We start from the raw sequence: 15,981 nt of genomic DNA, 5'->3' as shown, positions 1-15,981 counted from the left end.
AATCATCGATTGCAAAGACCGGGCGGCGTTGACAGATCCGCGAGGAATGCGGTTAGAAGAATGACCGGCGGTAATGTCCGCGAGCCTCGCTCCGCGTCGAATTTCGTGGCGATGGTCTCGGCGGTTACTTCGGACGCTTGGCGTTCGGTCGGGGCTGATGCGCTACGATGGGGATCTCATGTCGTCTGCGACAGAACTGCTCAGTATATTCGGAGCGGAGCAGGGCCAGCTCAAACGGATGGTGCGTCGCATCACCGGCAATGCGCATACGGCGGAAGACGTCGTCCACGAGACGTTTATCAAGCTGATGAATCGCAAGGTGACCGAACGGGACGTCGGTCTCGTCGTCACGACCGCGCGCAACCTCGCGTGCGACACGATCCGGGCAGAACGCGTCCGCGCCTCTTACGCCAGCAATGTGTCGTCGGAGCAGTTGCAGACCGGCGTGGTGGACCCAGAAGACGCGGTGGCGAGCCGGCTGGATCTCGACGCGCTGCTGCGTGCGCTGCAGACGCTGCCAGTGCGCACCCAACGCATTTTTCTGCTGAGCAAGGTCGACGGCATGACCTATCCGCAGATCGCGCGCAGCCTGAACATCTCGGTCTCGACCGTCGAGAAGGAGATGATCTCCGCGCTCGAATTCTGCCGCACCTGGCGGCAGCGTCGCGAGACTATCTAATTCTCGTCTCGAGCGGGTTCGGATCGCGAGCGATCGCGATCTCGCTCGGGCGGCGCGGGTCCGTTGCGATCTTGGACGAAGGTCACCACGACGTAAATCCGCGTCCGAGCACCAGACGCATGAAGAGCCAAGGTGCTACCCGAACGAAAGCGCAGCCACGGCGGGCTCATTTCCGGCAAGCATGGGCCAGCGCATTGTCGGCTATGTCTCGTCCACCGGTGGTATCGCCGTTGCGGCCAAAGCACGTCGCCGGAGGCCCCTCGAGGCGTGTCGATCGAGTGCGCATGGATCCGGCAGGAGCCCGGGTTCGTCGTCATTCCGGACTCGAAGAACGGCAGCGCGCGCCATGTCGCGATCTCGGACCGCGCCTACGGCGGCCTGCTCGACCTGACCGACCGGGAGCCGGCGGACAGCAGAGTGTTCAGGTTTTCGTCGCCGAGAACGCGTGGCGGAACGAGATTCGTATCACGGCGCAATGCCCGGATCTCCGCATCCACGATCTCCGACATGAAGCCCTGTCCCGAATGTCGGCGCGTGGCGCCGACCTCGAGACGCTGATGCGGCAGAGCGGTCACAAGACCGTCGCAGTGCTGATGAGATACCTGAACCCGACCCCTGCTGAGCAGAGGTCGAGATTGTTTCCGGATGACTCCATCGTTGCAGCGGAGGCTGGACGGTTAGATTGTCCCTGGAGCTTCGCGGCTCGCAACCGGTGTAACGACCCACGCTTCGGCCGACGGGTGAAATGCGGATTGGTTCTGGGGGCCTACCCTTCGACTCCGTCCACGCCGGCGGGTCTGCTTCACACCGAAAGCGGGCGTTACGTAAACCAGAGGATAATGTCTGGCTCGGGCCCGAAGCGGACTTGCGCATCTCGGTTGGCCAGGTCGGGTTGTCTCCTTCGGCTATGGGCCTTCGACGATCGATTTCGGTTCGAGGAAGGACTCGAGGCCGTACACGCCGAACTCGCGGCCGAGGCCGGACTGTTTCACGCCGCCGAACGGCGCCCGCAATTCCGGTGCGATCCGGTTGATCAGGACTTCGCCGGCGCGAAGTTCGCGCGCCATGCGTTGGGCCCGCGCCGGATCGCCCGACCAGACATAGGCGAACAGCCCGTAGTCCGTGTCATTGGCGAGCTCGATCGCGTCGTCTTCATCGCGGTAGCAGACGATCGAAATCACTGGTCCGAAGATCTCCTCCCTGGAGATCTCCATGTCGCGCGAAACATCGCCGAAGATCGTCGGCCGAACGAAATAGCCGCAGTCGAATCCATCGGGCCGGCCGGGGCCGCCGGCGACGAGCGTGGCGCCTTGCTTGATGCCGCCGGCGATGAACCGTTGCACGCGCTCGAACTGGGCGCGGCTTGCCAGCGGCCCCAGCTCGGTGTCGGGGGCGGTCGGCAGGCCCACCTTCAGGGTGTCGATGGCCGATCGGGCGATCGCCTTGACCTCGTCGATCTTGCGGACCGGAACGAGGATGCGGGTGGCCGCGATGCAGGCCTGGCCGTTGTTCTGCAGGCCCGCGCGCAGCGCCAGCGGGACGGCGACGGCGAGATCGGCATCGTCGAGGATGATCGCCGGCGCCTTGCCCGACAACGACAGGCTGACACGCTTCATCGACTCGACCGCGGATCCGGCGATCACCTTTCCGGTCGGCGTCGAGCCGGTGAATGAAACACGCGCGATCCGAGGATGCCTCGCCAGTTCGTCGCCGACCTCTTGGCCGCGGCCGTTGACGAAATTGACCAGCCCGGCCGGAAGCCCCGCGTCGTGAATCGCTTCGGCGACGATGTGGGCCTGCAGGCCGGCGAATTCGCTGGGTTTGACGACGCAGGCGCATCCGGCGGCGAGCGCCGACGCCAGCTTGCTGCAAATGGTCCCGGCGGCGGCGTTCCAAGGGGCGAACAGCGCCGAGACGCCGACCGGCTCCATCAGCACGGTGGCGTCGCCGATCCGGCGGCTGAACTCGTAGTCGGTCAGCACCTCCGCCGTGAGGGTGAAGCAGTCTGAAGCGTACTGGCTGATCCAGCGCGCGCGGCCGAGCGGCGCGCCGTACTCGGCAATGGTGGCGTCGCGAATGTCGCTCGAACGGCGCAGCACCGCCGCCGCCAGAGCACGCAGCAGGTCGAGCCGCTTTCGCTTCGTCGTTCGCGAGAAGCTGGCTTGCGCGCGGCTCGCCGCGTCGATCGCCCGCCGCGCGTCGCGCCTGCTGCCGAGGCGGAGCGTGCCGATCGAGGTCTCGGTCGCGGGATTGACGATATCGAGCCTCTCGGTCCCCGACACCGCAACGAAGCTGCCGTCGATATAGGTCGTGTCGATCGCGCGCATGGGAGCCAGCTCTCCTAAGGTTAGGGACAGGATGGAGTTTCGATCGGCCCGTTGTTCGCGACGCGGGTCTTCTGCGGTTGCGGCGGCAACCTATCGGCTCGGGGACGGCTCGCAATTCGCCGGAGCGGCGATGCACCTATACCCAAGGCGTAGTGCGGCAGACGCCCAGCCGATTCCGCCGTGAGCGACGCCGGTGCAATGATCGCCAGCAGCATCCGATCAGGAGATAGCCCGATGTCAGACACGCTTGTTCATTCCCGCCGTCGCTTGCTGAGCTTCGCAGCCGGCACGCTCGCGGCCGCGTCGCTCGGCGTCGCGACACCGGCGGCCGCGGAACCGAAGCCCGGTCCTGCGCCGGCGAGGGCGGGCGGAGGCGCAGCGTTCGGTCCGCTCGATCACATCGCCGCCGGTCCCTTGAATGTCGCCTACATCGACGCCGGGCCGAAGGCCGGCCCAGTCGTGATCCTGCTACACGGATGGCCGTACGACATTCACGCTTTTGCCGAGGTCGTGCCGATCCTGGTCGGCAACGGCTATCGCGTCGTCGTGCCGTATCTCCGCGGCTACGGCGAAACCCGGTTCCTGTCGGGCGACACGCTTCGCAACGGCCAGCAGGCCGCGCTCGCGGTCGACATCATCGATCTGATGGATGCGCTGAAGATCGAGCGCGCACATCTCGCGGGTTTCGATTGGGGCGCCCGCACCGCGGACATCGTCGCGGCAGTGTGGCCGCAGCGTTGCATCAGCCTGGTGTCGGTCAGCGGTTATCTGATCGGCAGCCAGGCGGCCAACGAGTCGCCGCTGCCGCCGAAGGCCGAGCTGCAATGGTGGTACCAGTATTACTTCGCGACCGAGCGCGGCCGGGCCGGATACGACAAGTACCGGGCTGAGTTCGCCAGGCTGATCTGGCAGCTGGCGTCGCCGCATTGGGCGTTCGACGACGCCACCTTTGCGCGGTCCGCGGCGGCCCTCGACAATCCCGACCACGTCGCGATCTCGATCCACAATTATCGCTGGCGACTCGGCCTGGCCGAGGGCGAGGCGAAATACGACGATCTGGAACGCAAGCTCGCGGCATTTCCCGCCGTCACGGTGCCGACGATCACGCTCGAGGGCGACGCTAACGGCGCACCGCACCCGCCGCCGGCCAGCTACGCGAAGCGATTCACCGGCAAATATGCCCACCGGCTGATCACCGGCGGCATCGGACACAATCTGCCGCAGGAGGCGCCGCAGGCGTTCGCGGCGGCGATCATCGACGTCGCCGGCGGCGGTACGGTTCGATGATGAACTCGGCGTCCGTTAGGGTCTTCGACCGCGCGGCGGTGGATCGTCTCTCGTATCCGGAGCAAACATGAAACCACTGTTTGCCGGAGTGGTTGTGACCGCCGCCGTGGTCTGCGTGGTCGCGGGCCTGTCTTCCGCGTCGCAGACGGTCGCGAACAAGGACACGGCCGGCTCGGGTGTCGCCTCGCCGATCTATGGCGTGACGTTGCCGGAGGGCTATCGGACATGGCCGCTGGTCGCTCCTGCCGAGGAAGGTAAGCCGCTCGACGAACTGCGCGCGGTGCTCGGCAATCCGATCGCCATGGCGGCTTACGCAAAGGGGCAGTTGCCGTTTCCGGATGGTGCCGTGCTGGTAAAGCTCGCCTGGAAGCGGACTCCGTCCGGCGAGTTCGAGCCGGCCTCCGTTCCAGGCGCAGCGACCACGGTGCAGGTGATGGTCAAGGACGCGCGCAAATTCGCCGATAGCGGCGGGTGGGGCTTCGGCCGGTTCGTGCAGGGCCGGCCGGCCGACGCGGCGGAGCACCGGACCTGCTTCGCCTGCCATCAGGTACGTGTCGTCGGGCACGACTACGTCTTCACCCGCTACGCCCGCTGAGCGCCGTGCGGATTCAGCGGTTCAACAGGCGCGGATGCGGACTGTTCGTTGGGACCGTCGGTGGTAAGATGGTATGTCTTGCTCATGGCACGTTGTTCACGGCTTCTCCGGCCTTGACAGCCGAGCCTGAAGAGGAGCTGACGATGCCATCTCGTCTCACGCGGCAGTTCCTGGCCAAGATAGGCCTCGATTGCGCGTACGCTTGCGCGGTGGTCGCGATCACGGTCGCCGGCGGTTTCGGTCTGCAGGCGTTGCTGGCCATCGCGCCATCGGCTTCGCTGTTTTCCTGTGGGGTGATGTATGTGGCCTGGCGGAGGGGCATTGCCGCGGCCATCGTGGCGATCGCGATGGCGATCTTGGCGTTCGATTACTTCTTCCTTCCGCCGCTGCAAAGCTTCGCCATCCGCGCGCACGACGTTCCGCAGCTGGTGTTCTTCGCCGCCGCGGCGCTGTTCGTCGCCTATCTGTGCGACTCGAATCGTCGGACAAATCAGGCCCGGCGCGGGCTCGAAGTCGAACTGCGCGCGAGCCAGAGCCGCGTCGCCGAGGCGCAGCTCGAACTGCAACAGACCGTCGACTCGATCCCCGCGATGCTGTCGGTGTATCGGCCGAACGGCATCCACAGTCTCGTCAACAAGACCTGGATAGACTACACTGGCCTCTCTCTTGAGCAGGCGGTCCAGAAAGGCGGGACGCTGTTTCATCCGGACGATCCGGAGCGCGAGACGTGGCGGCAGGCGTTGGCGAGCGGCAGACCGATGGCCACCGAGGCGCCGATCCGCGGCGCCGATGGAGCGTTCCAGTGGTTCAGCATCCGCCGGGCGCCGCTGCGCGACGCCGACGGCCGCATCCAGAAATGGTTCTCGATCGGCTTCAACATCGAGGACCGCAAGATCGCCGAAGATGCGTTGCGCGATCGAGAAGCGCGGCTGGCGGCGACCGAGCGTGAGTTGCGCCTCACGCTCGATCTGATTCCGACGCTGGCGTGGCGGACGGCCGCGGACGGCTCGGCCGACTATCTCAATCAGCGCTGGCTCGACTACACCGGACTGTCGCTGGAAGCCGCGCGCGGCTGGGGCTGGATCTCGGTCGTCCATCCGGATGATCGCGCGCAGTTGCACGACCGATGGCGGGAGATGCTGGCCTCGCACGAGCCTGGCGAGATCGAGGCGCGGATGCGTCGCCTCGACGGCAGCTATCGCTGGTTTCTGTTCCGCGCCGAAGCGCATTGCGGCGATGGCGGCGAGGTCGTGAGCTGGTACGGAACCAATACGGACATCGAGGACCGCAAGCGCGCTGAATTCGAATTGCAGCGCAGCCGGCTGTATTTGGCCGAGGCCCAGAAGCTGAGCAAGACCGGAAGCTTTGCCTGGGATCCGGTCGCGGACCGGCATCTGTGGTCCGACCAGACCTATCAGATCACGGACATCGAACCGAGGACGGCGGTGACGACGGATCTTCTGCTGCAGCGGATTCATCCTGACGACCGCCTCAGGATGATCAACCAACTCGGCTGCGCGAAGGACGGCGCCGAGGCGTGGGACTACGAGGTGCGGTTATTGATGCCGAACCAGACGATCAAGCAGCTGCGCGTCGTTGCCCACCGCCTCCGCCGCGGCGACGAGGCCGGAGAGATCGTCGGTGCGCTGATGGACATCACCGAGACTCGGCGGGCGCAGGAGGCGCTCAACACCACACGAAACGCGCTCGCTCACGCCGGTCGCATCGCCACCCTCGGTGAGATCAGCGCGACGATCGCCCACGAGGTCAATCAGCCGCTGGCGGCGATCGTCGCCAATGGGCAGGCCTGTCTGCGGTTTCTTGATCGCCCGGCGCCGGACCTGAACGATGTCAGGGGCGCCGTCGAGTGGATCGTCAAAGACGGCAACCGGGCGGCCGAGGTCATCCGCCGTGTCCGAGGCCTGATGACCAAGGCCGATTTCGAGCGCCGGCAGGTCGGCCTTGAAGGCATCGTGGCGGAGGTGGTGGCATTGATCCAGAATGAAATCCACTCCCAGGGCATCCTACTGCGTTGCGATTTTGGCGCCGCGCCTCCGGTCATGGCCGATCATGTGCAATTGCAGCAGGTGGTGCTCAACCTCATCGTCAATGCCATCGAGGCGATGCACGCGGTGACGGATCGTCCGCGCACGCTGACGATCAGGACGTCGCGCGACGAGACCGGTCGGGCGGTCGTGGCGATGGAGGACAGCGGTATCGGCCTTCCCGACAATCCGCAGGCGCTGTTCGATCCGTTCGTCAGCACCAAGCCGAATGGTCTGGGCATGGGGCTGCCGATCTGCCGCTCGATCATCGAGGAGCATGGCGGGCAGCTCTGGGCGACCGCCAACGCGGATCACCCCGGCGCGACATTCCAATTCGCCCTGGCCCCCGCAGCCGAGTTGGCGCGAGCCGCCGAATGACGGACAAGTCCGACACGCGGCAGATGGTGCTGGTCGTCGATGACGACGAGTCGATGCGTGTCGCCTTGACGTATCTGTTCCGATCGATGGACTTTCAGGTGAAAGTGTTCGGCTCGGCCGCTCAGGTGCTCGAAGCCGGGATTCCGGATCTCCCGTGCTGCCTGGTGCTCGACATCCGCCTGCCTGGCGTCAGCGGCCTGGATTTTCAGGACTCGCTGGCGAAGACCGGGCTGGACATTCCGATCGTTTTCATGACCGGCCACGGCGATATCCCGATGTCGGTGCGGGCGATGAAGGCCGGCGCGGTGGACTTTCTCACCAAGCCGTTCCGCGACCAGGACATGCTGGACGCGGTCACGCGTGCGCTCGCGAAGGATCGCGCGCGGCGCGAGGGCGAGGGCGCCCTGGCCGATCTGCGGCAGCGCTTCGAGTCGCTGACGCCGCGCCAACGGCAATTGTTCACTTTCGTCGCGGCCGGGCTGATGAATAAGCAGATCGCCGGCGAGCTGAATGTCAGCGAAGTCACCGTCAAGATCCATCGCGGCATCATGATGAAGAAGATGGACGCGCGCACGGTTGCCGATCTTGTGCGCAAGGCGGAGGCGTTGGGGGTAAGGGCCCCAATCTGACGGGCGCGCATTGGCGGCGTTCAGAGCACCATGCCGCCATCGATGGTCAGGTTGGCGCCGGTCATGTAGCCGGCATCGCTGCTGGCCAGATACGACACCAGCGCGGCGATCTCGCAGGGCTTGCCGATCCGCCGGAGCGGGATCCTGTTGACCAAGCCCGCGATCATGCCGGCGGTCATGTCGGTTTCGATCGGGCCGGGCTGAACGTTGTTGACGGTGATGCCGCGCGGCGCCAGTTCGAGCGCGAGGCTCTGGACCAGGCTGGCGACGGCGGCCTTCGTCATCGCATAGACGCCGCCTTCGGGCGAACCGGCTCGCACCGCGCCGTTGCTGCCGATCGTGATGATCCGCCCGCCGTCGCGGAGTACCTGCATCGACGCCTGGATCGCGAGAAACACGCCGCGGATATTGATGTCGACGAGCAGATCGAAATCCTCCCGGGGAAACGTCCGCAGCGGAGCGATGCGAAGCGCGCCGGCGTTGACGACGACGACGTCGAGGGGGCCGAGTTCGCGCGAAGCCGCCTCGACGGCGTGGCGGACCTCCGCCGGATCCCGGCTATCGGCCCGCACCGCAATCGCCCGGCCTCCGCCCGTCCTGATCGAATTGCTGACGGCCTCGGCCTTGTCGGCATTGCCGAGATAGGTCAGGGCGACCGCGAAACCGTCGTCGGCCAATTGCTGCGCGATCGCCGCACCGATGCCGCGCGAGCCCCCGAACACGATCGCCGCCGCGCTTTGTCGATCTATGGCAGCATCAATCATGGCATGTCCTTTCGGCAGAATTCGCGGTGGGCGTAGCCGTACCCTGCGGGTCGAACGGCATCGTCGCCTATCGGCTTCCCGCATAGGCCGGCTAACACGTTGGTCGTAGCGGCGATCGAACGCCGCGCTCGACCGCTTGATCTGCCGGTGTGATCGCCCTAAGTATGAGCTCCACTCGTTCTTACCGCTTGGAACCGCGACGATGATTTCATCTCGAACCGCAACGCCGACTTGCCTTGCCTCTCGGGAGTGTCATCCTCGTGTCTGCGCCGATCGTCCTCTCCAAGCTGACTCTGGCCACGCCGAGTGGCCGGCCTCTTCTTACTGATCTCGATCTCAGCTTTGCGCGCGAGCGCACCGGCCTTGTCGGTCGCAACGGCGTCGGCAAGTCGTCCCTGCTTGCGGTGATCGCCGGCGAGCGCGCCGCGTCTGCCGGGACCGTCGCGGTTGCCGGACGCATCGCGCTGTTGCGCCAGGCGGCTCGGCCTCGACCCGGGGAGACCGTCGCCGACCTGTTCGACGCGCGCGTCGCGCTGGCGTTGCTGCGCAAGGCAGAGCGGGGCGAGCTCGCGCCGGGCGAGCTCGCCGAGGTCGATTGGACGATCGGGCAACGTATCGCATTGTCGCTGGCGCGATTTGGACTCGAGGTCGATCCCGAGGCCGATCTCGCTGCTCTGTCGGGCGGTCAGACGACGCGTGCGCGCCTCGCTGCGCTGACGTTCTCCGAGCCGGACTTCGTGCTGTTGGACGAGCCGACCAACAATCTCGATCGGGACGGCCGCCGCGCCGTCCTCGATCTGCTGGCCGGCTGGCGCGGCGGCGCGGTCGTCGTCAGTCACGACCGGGAATTGCTCGAAACGGTCGACGCCATCGTCGAGCTCACGTCGCTGGGTGCGACGCGCTACGGCGGCAATTGGAGCCGCTATGTCGAACGCAAGGATATCGACCTGTCGGCGGCGACCCGCGATCTGGCGGAGGCGGAGCGGCGGCTGGCCGAAACCGGCCGCAAGGCGCAGGCCGCGGCCGAGCGCCAAGCGCGGCGGGACGGTGCGGGCAAACGCAAGCAGGCGAAGGGCGGAATGCCGCGCATTCTCGCCGGCGCGCGGAAGGATCGCAGCGAGGACAGTGGCGGCGAGCTCGCCCGCACCGCCGCGCGCCAGCGTGTTGAAGCGCTGGCCCGGCTCGATCTCGCCCGGCAGCGTGTCGAAGTCCTGCAGACGCCGTCGGTCGCGCTGGCGCCGACCGGCCTCACCGCCGGCAAGACGGTGCTCGCGCTGGACCGTGTCAGCGTCGGCTATCAGCCGGGCCGGCCGGTTCTGAGCGATCTGTCGCTGTCGATCACCGGCCCCGAGCGCGTCGCGGTCGTCGGGCGGAACGGCACCGGCAAGACGACGCTGCTGAAGCTGATTAGCGGCGAGTTGCATCCCTGGCATGGCACCGTTCAAGTCGTGTCGCGTCTCGCGGTGTTCGATCAGCAGCTCAGCCTGCTGCGGCCTTCAGACTCGGTTCTGGCCAATTGTCAGCGGATCAATCCGGATGCGGACGTCAACACCTGCCGCGCAGCATTGGCGCGCTTCCTGTTTCGTGGCGAGGCCGCGCTGCAGATCGTCGGCCGGTTGAGCGGCGGCCAGATGCTGCGCGCCGGGCTCGCCTGCGTCTTGGCCGGGCCGCAGCCGCCTTTCTTGCTTGTCCTCGACGAGCCGACCAACCACCTCGACCTGGATTCGATCCGCGCGATCGAGGCCGGCCTTATCGCCTATGACGGCGCATTGGTCGTCGTCAGCCATGACGAAGCGTTCATCGATGCGATCGGAGTATCTAGGAGAATTGATCTGATTGAGGAGAAGCTCGAGTGAAGGTGGGGCCACCATCTCGCCGAGGCCCCATTTCCTGAAGCTCGGGCTCAGCCACGAAACCTATCCCACGGTCTAGATTTATTGTTTCCCCGACCGGCCTCAAATGGAGTCGCCAATCGGAGACAAAGTCCGCTCGTTTGGCCGCGTAGGTTGACGAGGATTGGCCGATTGGCTCTCCCTCATGACAGAGTCACGCTATGAACAGATTAAATTGGATGGAGGCCGCCCCGCATGGGGCCAAGGCTCTCGGTGGCGTACATCATTACATCACCACAGCCACCAATCTGCCCTCGCAGCTCATTCACCTTGTCTTCCTGCGGGTGTCGCAGATCAATGGCTGCGCTCACTGTATCGATATCCATGCGCGCGACCTGATGAGGGGCGGCATGTCGGTCGACAAGGTCATGCTGGTTCCGGTGTGGGACGAAGCGTCCTACCTCTTCTCCGATCAGGAACAAGCTGCGTTGGCATGGGCCGAGGAAGTGACGCGTGTCAGCGAAACACACGCTTCGGACGAAGCATATGCGGTCGCTTCGGCAGTCTTCGAGCCGAGGGACTTGGTGGACCTCACGATTGCAATCGCAACCATGAATGCGTTCAACCGACTTGGTATAAGTTTTCGTCTTCCTCCAGCAGCCAAGGGCCCATGACGAAGCGGTGGAGAGCGCGTCGACGATGATCCTCGCTTTCTCCGCTGCCTTTTCTCGCGAGCTTTGAGCCCGACTTCAGAGGCTCCAAAGCACAGCGTTGTCTTTCCATGCAGATCGAGCCCTGGAACGCCAAGGCAGAGCGGAGCAGTTTTGTCACGTCGCCCGGCGCAAAAAATTAAAGGCTGACGCGTTTCAGGACGCGAAATCGGGCGCACCAGCTGTCGCTTACGGCCACTGGCTGCAGAAATCCTAAACCTCCGCATAGGCCGGACTAATCGCCCGTACAATCGTCTTCGATTGCCCGCGCCCCCAATATCAGCACCGTGAAGCCGAGGCACGTCGACACGCGTGCCGCTATTCGGGGAGTTCGCGATGGATGCTAACGATCAATCCTCCACGACAATCAATCGGCGTGCCGTGCTGATCGGCGCCGCCGGCGTTGCAGGGGCGCTTTCCCTGCCGTCCGGCCTCGCCTGCGCCGCTCCTCGGCAATCTCCGCTCTCCAGCAAAAGGACCGCACCGATGAGCATCGTTACCACTAAGGACAAGGTCGATATCTTCTACAAGGACTGGGGCCCGAAGTCCGCGCAGCCGATCGTGTTTCATCACGGTTGGCCATTGTCGTCGGACGACTGGGACACTCAGATGCTGTTCTTCCTGAAGCACGGCTATCGCGTCGTCGGCATCGACCGCCGCGGCCACGGCCGCTCGACGCAGGTCGCCGACGGCCACGACATGGATCACTACGCGGCGGACGCCGCCGCAGTGGTCGAACATCTCGATCTGCGCAAGGCAATTCACGTCGGTCACTCCACCGGCGGCGGCGAGGCGACGCGCTACGTGGCGCGCCACGGCCTGCCGCAGGGGCGTGTCGCCAAGCTGATCATCATCGGCGCGGTGCCGCCGCTGATGCTGAAGACGGAAGCCAATCCCGGCGGCTTGCCGATCGAGGTGTTCGACGGATTGCGCGCCAGTCTGGCGGCCAATCGCACGCAGTTCTACATCGATTTCCCGTCGGGCCCGTTCTACGGCTTCAACCGGCCGGGCGTGGCGACGATCCAGAGCGTCGTCCAAAATTGGTGGCGGCAGGGCATGATGGGCGCCGCCAACGCCCATTACGACGGCATCAAGGCGTTCTCCGAAACCGACTTCACCGAAGACCTCAAGGCCATCGATGTACCGGCGCTGGTGATGCACGGCGAGGACGATCAGATCGTGCCGATCGCCGACGCCGCGCCGCTGTCGGCCAAGCTGCTGAAGCGCAGCACGCTGAAGACCTATCCGAAGTTTCCGCACGGCATGTGCACCACCCATGCCGATGTGGTGAACCCCGACATGCTCGCATTCATCAAGGCGTAGCCTCGGTTGCTTCGTCGTTTGACCCGGCGGCGCTGCGTTCGTCTGCGCCGCCGGGCCGGGGGCGGCCATAACAACAGGGAAGGACACAGGATGCGGATAGTTGTGATCGGGGGCACCGGCCTCATCGGATCAAAAGCCATCGAGGTGCTGCGCCGCGCCGGCCATGAGGCGATCGCAGCCGCGCCGAGCACCGGCGTCAACACAGTGACGGGCGAGGGCCTCGACGCCGCGCTGGCAGGGGCCGACGTCGTCGTCGACCTAGCCAATTCGCCGTCGTTCGAGCCTCCGGCGGTGCTGGACTTCTTCACCACGCACGAGGCCAATCTGGTCGCGGCCGAATTGCGCGCTCGCGTGAAGCATCACGTGGTGCTTTCGATCGTCGGCACCGACCGAATCCCGGGGAACGCCTATTTCCAGGCCAAAGTGGCCCAGGAGAACGTCGTCAAGCGTTCCGGCGTGCCGTACACCGTGATCCGTTCGACCCAGTTCATGGAGTTTATCGGCACGATCGCCGAATCAGGCGACCAAAACGGCGTGGTGCATGTCGCGGCCGGACTGTTCCAACCGATCGCCGCGGACGATGTCGCGGCGATTGTCGCCGAGACGGCGCAATCCAAGCCTCGCTACGGCACCGTTGAAATCGCCGGGCCGGAGCGCGCGCCGTTCCACGACTTCGTCAGACGTTATCTCGCTTTTTCGAACGATCCGCGGCCGGTGCGGTCCGATCCGCAATGGGCGTATTTCGGCAACCGGCTCGAGCGATTTTCGTTGGTGCCGCTCGCGGATGCGCGGCTCGGTCGGATCGACTTCGCCACGTGGGGCACCCAGCGCGCTGCAGCGCTCGTCTAAACAATCGGAGGTCGGCAGATGTGGAATCCAGCAATCTTGCTCGTCCTGGCACAGCTCATCGCGACACCCGTCGCGGCGCACTCCGAACAGATGCGGCGGAGCGATCGCTTGCCCGGTGCGACCGACGCCACGGTCACGCTGGTGTACCAGCATGCGCTCCCCGGCGTACCAGGCAAGAGCCTCAAGGGTGTGCTGGTCGAGTACGGGCCGGGCGGTTCATCGCCGCCGCATACGCACGCGCGCTCGGCGATCATTTACGCCACGGTGCTGGAAGGACAGGTGCGTAGCAAGGTCAACGACGGGCCCGAGAAGGTCTACAGCGCTGGCGAGAACTGGACCGAACTTCCGGGCGATCATCATGGCGTCAGCGCCAATGCCAGCGCCACCAAGCCCGCGAAGCTGCTCGCGGTATTCGTGGTCGACACGCACGACACCCAACTCACCGTTCCGGATCCGAAGTGACGTTGCGGATCGTCGTGGCGATCGGCCGCACGCCGATAGCCTGCAAGGATCACGGACGATGAAGACCACACCGCAATGTCCCATCGGCAGCGACTTCGACGTGTCCGCCACGGCGGCGGACGTGCTGGCGGGTGTGGATCTGACAGGGCGAACCGTCGTCGTGACCGGCGGGGCGTCGGGGCTAGGTTTGGAGACCACGCGGGCGCTCAGCGACGCAGGCGCCACGGTGGTCGTCCCGGCCCGCGATCCGGAGCGGGCGCGCGGTGCGCTGAGAGGCATGGAGGCGGTGGAGATCGAGCAGCTCGATCTGATCGACCCGGTCTCGGTGGCGGCCTTCGCGGCGCGCTTTCTCGCCAGCGGACGGCCGCTGCCGATCCTGATCGCCAGCGCGGGCGTCATGGCGACCCCGCAGGGGCGCGACCCGCAAGGCAACGAATTGCAGTTCGCCACCAATCATCTCGGTCACTTCCGATTGGTCCGCGCGCTCTGGCCTGCGCTGCTGCGGGCGAACGGTGCGCGCGTCGTGGCAGTGTCGTCGCGCGGGCATCAGCTGGCCGGCATCGATTTCGACGATCCGAATTTCACCCGCCGCGCCTACGACAAATGGAAGGCTTACGGGCAGTCCAAGACCGCCAACGCCTTGTTCGCCATGGCGCTGGATGCGCGCGGCCAGGCTCACGGCATCCGCGCGTTCTCGCTGCATCCCGGTCAAATCCTCACCGATCTGGCGCGGCATCTGAGCGCAGAGGAGATCGCGGCGTTCGGCGCGCGCGATGCAAACGGCGTGGCGAAGGTCGATCCGGCCCGCGGGATGAAGACCCCGCAGCAGGGTGCGGCCACCAGCGTATGGTGCGCGACCAGCCCACGCCTCGACGGGCGGGGTGGCGTTTACTGCGAGGATTGCGACATCGCGCCGGTCTATCGTGGCGACGAATCGCGCAAGGGCGTCGCACCATGGGCTGCCGATCGGGTACAAGCCGAGCGGCTGTGGGCGCTAAGCGAAACGCTGACGGCCCGTTGAGCGGTCGCTCCTGCCTACCGACTGCCGGATTCTCGGCGCCATGCGCCCGGACTGATCCCGGCGATCGACGAGAACACCCGGGTGAGATGGCTTTGGTTGGCGAACCCCGCGGCGATCGCCACCTCGGAAAGCGGCAACTTGCGGTCCGACAGCAGTTGCTTGGCTTTCGACACGCGCTGCTCCATCAGCCACCGGTGCGGCGGCAAGCCGGTCGAGATCCGAAACGCGCGTGAAAAATGGCTGGTCGAAAGCCCGAATTCGGCGGCGAGGCGCTGAAGCGACAACTTGCCTTCGAGATCGGCCGCGAGCAGCTCGCAGGCGCGCCTGGTCTGCCAGGCGGCGAGGCCGCCGCGCACCGGGCCCGAGACGTCGAGTCCGCCATAGGTCTGGATTACGTGCGATCCAATAGCGAGCAACAGGTGATCGACGAACAGTTGATTGACCTCGTGGGGCCGATGTAGCCCGGCGAGCAGCGATGCGCTGATGTGGCGGACGATGTCGTCGTTGCTGCCGATGCCGGGCTGGTAGGCGAGATCGCCGACACGGCGCGTTCCGGCCTGTTGCCCGATCGCGTTCAGCGCGGTGCGCGGCAGATAGAAGAACACCGAATGAAACGGCTTGTTGATGACGTATCGCGGGTCGCGGCGGAGGTCATACAGATAGGTGGCGCCGCTATGAACGTCCGCGGTGATCACCGGGCGACCTTCCTCCCAGCATTCACACTGCGAATAGTCGCGCAGCTTGAGGCTCACCAGATAGGCGTCCTCGCCCGGCAGCGAACCGGACAGGCCGAATTCGGGTGCGTCGTTGCGACATTCGGTGACGGCGAGCTCGGTGCTGTGCAATGAGTGCGTCGTCAAGGCGGGTGCCTGGTCGGATCGCAAACGCCGTCCGAGGTTGTGTCCGTAGGCGCTGGCCGTCATGTCCGTCACTCCACGCCAGGAGCAGCAGCTCCACGCACTGGAGCCTAGATGCGAGTGCATCGCATCATCGGATATTGTCAGCCCTACGTCCACACCGTTCCGGGGCATTTGTAGGCCAAGACGTTCACAGGTCGGCGAGCCCGACGTTCCGCTAGGC

Annotated in this window: 14 protein-coding genes and 1 pseudogene; 12 read left to right on the top strand and 3 right to left on the bottom strand. The window is 65.6% G+C overall.

The features are described from left to right. Window positions 1–157 precede the first annotated feature (157 nt). Both DWA33_RS11960 and DWA33_RS25650 read left to right on the top strand, forming a co-directional pair. Window positions 158–679, top strand: a complete 522-nt coding sequence (locus tag DWA33_RS11960; protein WP_114358323.1) for an RNA polymerase sigma factor — start codon at window positions 158–160, stop codon at window positions 677–679. Between the two features lie 119 nt (window positions 680–798). Next, window positions 799–1,233: pseudogene (locus DWA33_RS25650) on the top strand (site-specific integrase); the annotation flags it as partial. A 351-nt stretch (window positions 1,234–1,584) separates the two neighbouring features. On the opposite strand, the gene DWA33_RS11950 reads toward DWA33_RS25650, so the two are convergent. Then, window positions 1,585–3,006, bottom strand: coding sequence for an aldehyde dehydrogenase family protein (locus DWA33_RS11950; protein WP_114358322.1), 1,422 nt, complete (start codon window positions 3,004–3,006; stop codon window positions 1,585–1,587). Window positions 3,007–3,240: 234 nt separating this feature from the next. Between DWA33_RS11950 and DWA33_RS11945 the strand changes: the two genes are divergently transcribed. The 4 genes from DWA33_RS11945 (at window position 3,241) to DWA33_RS11930 (ending at window position 7,940) form a co-directional block, all read left to right on the top strand. Further along, window positions 3,241–4,293 carry an alpha/beta fold hydrolase gene (locus DWA33_RS11945; protein WP_114358321.1) on the top strand — a complete coding sequence of 351 codons (1,053 nt, stop codon included), beginning with the start codon at window positions 3,241–3,243 and terminating at the stop codon, window positions 4,291–4,293. Window positions 4,294–4,360: 67 nt separating this feature from the next. After that, the gene (locus DWA33_RS25430) at window positions 4,361–4,888 is read left to right on the top strand and encodes a cytochrome P460 family protein (protein WP_114358320.1); all 528 of its coding nucleotides are present in this window, start codon (window positions 4,361–4,363) and stop codon (window positions 4,886–4,888) included. 68 nt (window positions 4,889–4,956) lie between these two features. Beyond that, window positions 4,957–7,311, top strand: coding sequence for a PAS domain-containing protein (locus DWA33_RS11935; RefSeq protein WP_114358319.1), 2,355 nt, complete (start codon window positions 4,957–4,959; stop codon window positions 7,309–7,311). Further along, window positions 7,308–7,940, top strand: coding sequence for a response regulator transcription factor (locus DWA33_RS11930; RefSeq protein ID WP_114358318.1), 633 nt, complete (start codon window positions 7,308–7,310; stop codon window positions 7,938–7,940). The genes DWA33_RS11935 and DWA33_RS11930 overlap by 4 nt, the downstream gene beginning before the upstream one ends. A 20-nt stretch (window positions 7,941–7,960) precedes the next feature. Here DWA33_RS11930 and DWA33_RS11925 read toward each other — a convergent pair whose 3' ends face one another. Further along, the gene (locus tag DWA33_RS11925; protein WP_181902404.1) at window positions 7,961–8,704 is read right to left on the bottom strand and encodes a 3-oxoacyl-ACP reductase family protein; all 744 of its coding nucleotides are present in this window, start codon (window positions 8,702–8,704) and stop codon (window positions 7,961–7,963) included. Between the two features lie 260 nt (window positions 8,705–8,964). Here DWA33_RS11925 and DWA33_RS11920 point away from each other — a divergent pair, with 260 nt between their 5' ends. The 6 genes from DWA33_RS11920 (at window position 8,965) to DWA33_RS11895 (ending at window position 14,901) form a co-directional block, all read left to right on the top strand. Next, window positions 8,965–10,560: an ABC-F family ATP-binding cassette domain-containing protein gene (locus DWA33_RS11920; RefSeq protein WP_114358317.1), complete on the top strand. Its 1,596-nt coding sequence runs from the start codon at window positions 8,965–8,967 to the stop codon at window positions 10,558–10,560. Window positions 10,561–10,757: 197 nt separating this feature from the next. Beyond that, window positions 10,758–11,210, top strand: a complete 453-nt coding sequence (locus tag DWA33_RS11915) for a carboxymuconolactone decarboxylase family protein (protein WP_114358316.1) — start codon at window positions 10,758–10,760, stop codon at window positions 11,208–11,210. Window positions 11,211–11,732: 522 nt separating this feature from the next. Beyond that, a complete protein-coding gene (locus tag DWA33_RS11910; RefSeq protein WP_114358315.1) occupies window positions 11,733–12,569 on the top strand; it encodes an alpha/beta fold hydrolase in 837 nt (278 codons plus the stop codon). 90 nt (window positions 12,570–12,659) lie between these two features. Then, a complete protein-coding gene (locus DWA33_RS11905) occupies window positions 12,660–13,418 on the top strand; it encodes an SDR family oxidoreductase (RefSeq protein WP_114358314.1) in 759 nt (252 codons plus the stop codon). Between the two features lie 90 nt (window positions 13,419–13,508). Then, a complete protein-coding gene (locus DWA33_RS11900; protein ID WP_244601284.1) occupies window positions 13,509–13,880 on the top strand; it encodes a cupin domain-containing protein in 372 nt (123 codons plus the stop codon). Between the two features lie 58 nt (window positions 13,881–13,938). Beyond that, on the top strand, window positions 13,939–14,901 hold the full coding sequence (locus DWA33_RS11895; RefSeq protein ID WP_114358312.1) for an oxidoreductase: 963 nt from the start codon (window positions 13,939–13,941) through the stop codon (window positions 14,899–14,901). A 14-nt stretch (window positions 14,902–14,915) separates the two neighbouring features. Here DWA33_RS11895 and DWA33_RS11890 read toward each other — a convergent pair whose 3' ends face one another. Then, entirely contained in the window at window positions 14,916–15,824 is a 909-nt protein-coding gene (locus tag DWA33_RS11890; protein ID WP_114358311.1) for an AraC family transcriptional regulator, read from the bottom strand. Between the last annotated feature and the right edge of the window lie 157 nt (window positions 15,825–15,981).

Origin of the sequence: Rhodopseudomonas pentothenatexigens, from assembly GCF_900218015.1 — a bacterium.
Lineage (GTDB): Bacteria > Pseudomonadota > Alphaproteobacteria > Rhizobiales > Xanthobacteraceae > Rhodopseudomonas > Rhodopseudomonas pentothenatexigens.
Note: the sequence above shows the minus strand (reverse complement) of the source record. Positions and strands in the feature narration are given on the sequence as shown.